This window comes from Paracoccus sp. M683 (genome assembly GCF_007096355.1).
Lineage (GTDB): Bacteria > Pseudomonadota > Alphaproteobacteria > Rhodobacterales > Rhodobacteraceae > Paracoccus.
In genome coordinates this window covers 1-4,504 of sequence record NZ_VKDF01000041.1, presented here as the reverse complement: position 1 = coordinate 4,504, position 4,504 = coordinate 1, and the positions used below count along the sequence as shown (strand labels likewise).

Sequence of the window (4,504 nt, the reverse complement as noted above, 5' to 3'; positions counted from 1 at the left end):
GGTCGCCAGGCGCTACATGTCGCTTGAAACGCTTGGCCGCGTGACCGAAAATCCAACCGTCAGGCTGCCCGCCGTGGCTACCTGATCAGGCCCTGACCTCTCCGAAGGTCGGCGCTCCTACACCACGGCGTGGGACACTATCTTGCAGAACTGTCCTCTCCGCAGGATTCACCAAGCGAATTCTGTATGTTAACATCTCGGTATGACGAAGCCCGCACCAGCCCGCTACCGGACGAAGAACTGGAGATCATATAACGAGGCGCTGAAGCGGCGTGGCTCGCTACTTGTCTGGCTGGACCGGGACATGGTTTGGCTTGCCCCCAGGGCTGGACGTCCGGGGCGTCCGCCGGTGTTCAGCGATGCCGCGGTGCAATTCTGTCTCATGGTAAAGGTCCTGTTTGGTCTTCCACTTCGGCAAACGACAGGGATGGTTGCCAGCATCTTGAAGCTGGCTGATCTCGACTGGCCGGTGCCAGACTTCTCAACCCTGAGCCGCAGACAGGGGAAGATCACGGTCCAGATCACAAACCGCCGCGGCCCAGGACCCCTGAACCTGCTGGTCGACAGCACAGGGATCAAGTTTCTCGGCGATGGTGAATGGCTGGCGCGCAAGCATGGCACGCATCGTCGCCGCCAGTATCGCAAAGTCCATTTGGCTATGGATACGGCTACCGGCGATATTCGGGCGGTGGAGTTTACCTCGAGCCGCGAAGGTGACAGCCCGGTTCTGCCTGAGCTTCTGGACCAGATCCCGCCAGATGAGGACATCGGGACCGTGACGGGCGACGGTGCCTTCGACACACGGCGCTGCCACACCGCAATTCTGGATCGTGGCGGCACGGCGATCATACCCATCCGCAGAAACGGTCGCCTGTGGAAGGAGGACTGTCCAGCCGCCAGAGCACGTAACGATATCCTGCGCGCGACCAAGCGCTTCGGCCGGTCCACTTGGAAGCAATGGGCGGGCTATCATCTCCGAAGCCGGATCGAGGCGAAGATGCGGTGCCTCAAATCCTTCGGCGAGCGCATCGCCTCACGCGATCCCGATCGTCAGACCGCCGAAATCCACATCCGCATCGCACTGATGAACCGCTTCAATGCCCTCGGCACTGCCGAGATTGAGCGCGTAACTTAAACCCGTTCGGGAAAGGGGGAATTCCGAACCCGCGCGGAATTCTGCAACAACGCCCATTTCTTCTGCAAGCAGTGTTTTACTTGTTCAATTGTACTTAACTTCAGCACATCACCCGCAGGCGACATGACTAGGTAATGGGGTTGCCCCCAGTTGATTTCGATCAACTAGATATCTTTCTTAAAATGCGGAAGGGAAATGCAAGTTGCACCTCCACCTTCCTTTGGGAAAGCGGGTCCAGCGTCTGGCCGATCCCACCTTCTGCATTTGAGGCGGACGTTTAAGCCAGCGCGAGATTTGTGGCAGAATCGCGACCATTGCGATCGGTCTCGAGATCAAACGATACCGCTTGACCATCATCGAGACTGCGGATGTTGGCGCGCTCCAACGCAGAGATATGAACGAAAACGTCTCGCTGACCACTCTCGGGCGCAATAAAGCCGAAGCCTTTGGTTGGGTTGAACCATTTCACGGTGCCGTTGGCCATCGTGATATTCCTTTTATGGTTTCCGCCCGCGAAATGCGGCGGCTTGGCAGAGCTGACGATCGAAAGCTGAGCCGAAAGGAACAGGTCGAAAAACATAAGATGCTTGTTCATCATATCGATGTCAGGCCGACATTGATACAGAATAATATTATTTATCCAACCAAAGGCAGCTTAACTATTGTAATATCTGATAAATATTCTTCGACCGCATCATCGGACGGTAAGATAAGCTGGGTTGGTGGCCTCTCCAGCGGCATTCCCCGTTCGAGTCTCGGCACCAGGCTGGCGCCGAGGCTCATGAATGGGGGAGAGGCCAAATTCTCGGTAGCATCCTCATCGGGTGGGATGCCCGCAAGGCGACGATTTCTCTTGCAGCGACGCAGAGTGAGTGGGGTGGCGAGGTTCGACATTGGGGCGCGATCGCCCATCGCGCCGTCCATGTTCGTAAGCTGGTAGAGAAACTGGGCGCTGGCGGCATTGTACTTCACTTCTGCAATGAAACGGATCCCCTACGGCTATGTCCTGTATCGCCAGCTGGTGGCGCTCGAGCGGGACTGCATCGTGGTGGCGCCCTCGGTCATGCCGGCGAAGACAGGCGATTGGGTGAAGTGCGAGCTTCGAGATGCCGTGATTTTGGCAAAGTTACCTCGCGCCGGGGAACTGGTAACGGTGTGGGTTCCGGACACGGCGCTTGAGGCAGTGCGCGATCTGATTCGGGCTCGGTAACGGCTGTGCGGGTGGCCGGTAGGGTGCGACAGCTTCTTCAGGGTTTCTATGCTGCCCAAAACCGGATCTATCCCCGCAAGAAACGGCTGGACCGGGGCCTGTCGGCGCTGGCCCGCGCTGGAGCGGTTCACGCATCCGGCGCAACAAACTGTCCTGCAGAATTGCATTGATGCGGTCGCCGATTCCGACGCGCGGGTCACGCCTTCGGCACACTGGCAGAAAGCATACTTCGGGCGTACGGTTTATGATGATCCGCAGTTGCGCGGGGACGATCTCCAACCGCTCGGTCCGGTCTTTGCCGATGCGGTGCATCTCGGCACAGCCAGCACAGCTGCACGCTGGCTTGCAGTGACGACGGACCGGTCAATGGACGGGACTGCGGACATGTCAGGACCATGGTTCCGGGCGGAGGGGTGACCCTGCCCTGCGCGTGGGTCAGAGGCGGGCTGCGCCCTCGCTGCGTGCGTCGAGCGGATGGGAACTCGCGCACGCTTCGCCACGTTGAGGAGGGGCCTGCAGCGAGAGACATCAAACTGAAAGGACTCCGGAATGAAGACCCTTAATGACGCCTTTGAGCATACGCTCCAAGATATCTACTGGGCAGAGAATGCCTTAACCAAAGCGCTTCCAAAGGTATCGAAATCGGTGAACAATGCCGAGCTCAAGGCGGCTATTGATGAACATCTCAAGGAAACAAAGGGTCATGTGAAGACCCTTGAAGCTGTGTTCAAATCGTTGGGGCAAGAGGCTCGCGGAGAGAAGTGCGACGCGATGGATGGCCTGTTGAAGGAGGCCGACGGAATTATTTCGGAAGCATCAGGCCATGCCTTGGATGTTGCTTTGATCGGCGCGGCTCAAGCGGTGGAGCACTACGAAATTGCACGCTACGGCACGCTACGCGAGTGGGCCAAGACGCTCGGACATGACGAAGCGCATACTTTGTTGTCGTCGATTTTGGACGAGGAAAAGGCTGCAAACTCCAAACTGACGGCCCTCGCGGTCACTGCAATCAATGAAGCTGGATCCAAAAAGAAGTGATCGCATGCAAACCCACAGCGCCCGCGACGATCTCTCGTCCGGGCGCAACTCCCGCGCATAAATTAGCTCAGGTTTTCCCACCGCAAAGCAATAACACGCGCGCGCGATGTGATTGCCAGCATCTAACTTGTCCGTTTAGTCAGCCCAGATGAAATCGCCAAGACACGTTGGAAAATACCCCGACCGCGAGCGTGACCTGCAAGCGGCGCTGGAGGACGGGTTCACCGCGCTCATAGTGTTGGCCGAGAAAGCGGGATGGCCGCCGCTCGAAGCCTATCAGGCCGTGATCGCTCTGGCCGAAGCGCATGCCTGCGCGGATATGAGCGATGAGGTGATGCAAACATTCTTTCGTGGAACAACAGCTCGTTGAACGAATGTTAGGTATTTCTCTTAGGTAAACCGGTGTGCGGTACCCATATAGGTATAATCTAGGGCGTATCCCGCCGTGGACACATGGAGGGTCCCTCGTGAACCCCAAAGACCAAGCCAATAACATCAATGATCCGAAAAGCCCGAAACTCGGCGACGAGGCCACTCGGGAAGGTCAGCCGTCTGATCAGAAGCAAGATCAGCCGCAAAAGGGTGACGCACCCAAGGATCAGGGCAAGCAGGATCAGCGACGCTGATCGACTGAATTTTCGGTGAAATTGTGCGGACAAGGCCTTTCTTAATGGGGGAGGCCGGCACCGCCATTTGTTAGTAGCCGGAAGGCGAAGCGGCAGGTCTCATACCCTGCCGTTTTGTCGTTTTGACGGCCGCGCGATGGGTGATCCCTTCCGGCCCGTGGTTCAGGTGTGGACAGGTGCAGTGACGCTTTCTTGACCATCTTACCTTCCGGGTGACAGCACTCCTTTAGCGGCCAGAAATAAAACGACGCTGAAACAACGCCTTAGACTTAACGCAGTCTGTCAGGAGTCCTTGACCCCGCCTTGATCGCTCGCTCTCGCATCACTTCGAGATCATCAAGACCGGTGGTGACTCATGGCAAATCAAAAATCTCGCATTATCGGCGCCTGATCGGCCACCTGCATTTATCCGATCCGTCGGCTAATATCCCGATCCCAATCGAACGGTTGGTCAATATTGCACAGCGACAGGGTGGCAGATCTGCGTGCCGATTG

General features: G+C 57.3%; 6 protein-coding genes. 4 read left to right on the top strand and 2 right to left on the bottom strand.

The genetic code is table 11. The features are described from left to right. The first annotated feature begins 202 nt into the window (after nucleotides 1-202). On the top strand, nucleotides 203-1,135 hold the full coding sequence (locus tag FNJ84_RS21520; RefSeq protein WP_143795246.1) for an IS5 family transposase: 933 nt from the start codon (nucleotides 203-205) through the stop codon (nucleotides 1,133-1,135). A gap of 277 nt (nucleotides 1,136-1,412) precedes the next feature. Here FNJ84_RS21520 and FNJ84_RS21515 read toward each other — a convergent pair whose 3' ends face one another. Beyond that, nucleotides 1,413-1,619: a cold-shock protein gene (locus FNJ84_RS21515; RefSeq protein ID WP_143795247.1), complete on the bottom strand. Its 207-nt coding sequence runs from the start codon at nucleotides 1,617-1,619 to the stop codon at nucleotides 1,413-1,415. Nucleotides 1,620-2,114: 495 nt separating this feature from the next. Between FNJ84_RS21515 and FNJ84_RS22135 the strand changes: the two genes are divergently transcribed. Beyond that, complete coding sequence (locus tag FNJ84_RS22135) at nucleotides 2,115-2,345, top strand: hypothetical protein (RefSeq protein WP_185968646.1); 231 nt, start codon at nucleotides 2,115-2,117, stop codon at nucleotides 2,343-2,345. Here FNJ84_RS22135 and FNJ84_RS22615 read toward each other — a convergent pair. Continuing rightward, nucleotides 2,262-2,657 carry a hypothetical protein gene (locus FNJ84_RS22615; RefSeq protein WP_143795244.1) on the bottom strand — a complete coding sequence of 132 codons (396 nt, stop codon included), beginning with the start codon at nucleotides 2,655-2,657 and terminating at the stop codon, nucleotides 2,262-2,264. The two genes, FNJ84_RS22135 and FNJ84_RS22615, sit on opposite strands and share 84 nt — an antisense overlap. A 237-nt stretch (nucleotides 2,658-2,894) precedes the next feature. Here FNJ84_RS22615 and FNJ84_RS21500 point away from each other — a divergent pair, with 237 nt between their 5' ends. Both FNJ84_RS21500 and FNJ84_RS21495 read left to right on the top strand, forming a co-directional pair. Further along, nucleotides 2,895-3,383, top strand: coding sequence for a ferritin-like domain-containing protein (locus tag FNJ84_RS21500; protein WP_143795243.1), 489 nt, complete (start codon nucleotides 2,895-2,897; stop codon nucleotides 3,381-3,383). Between the two features lie 148 nt (nucleotides 3,384-3,531). Further along, nucleotides 3,532-3,753, top strand: coding sequence for a hypothetical protein (locus FNJ84_RS21495; RefSeq protein ID WP_143795242.1), 222 nt, complete (start codon nucleotides 3,532-3,534; stop codon nucleotides 3,751-3,753). The last annotated feature ends 751 nt before the right edge of the window (nucleotides 3,754-4,504 follow it).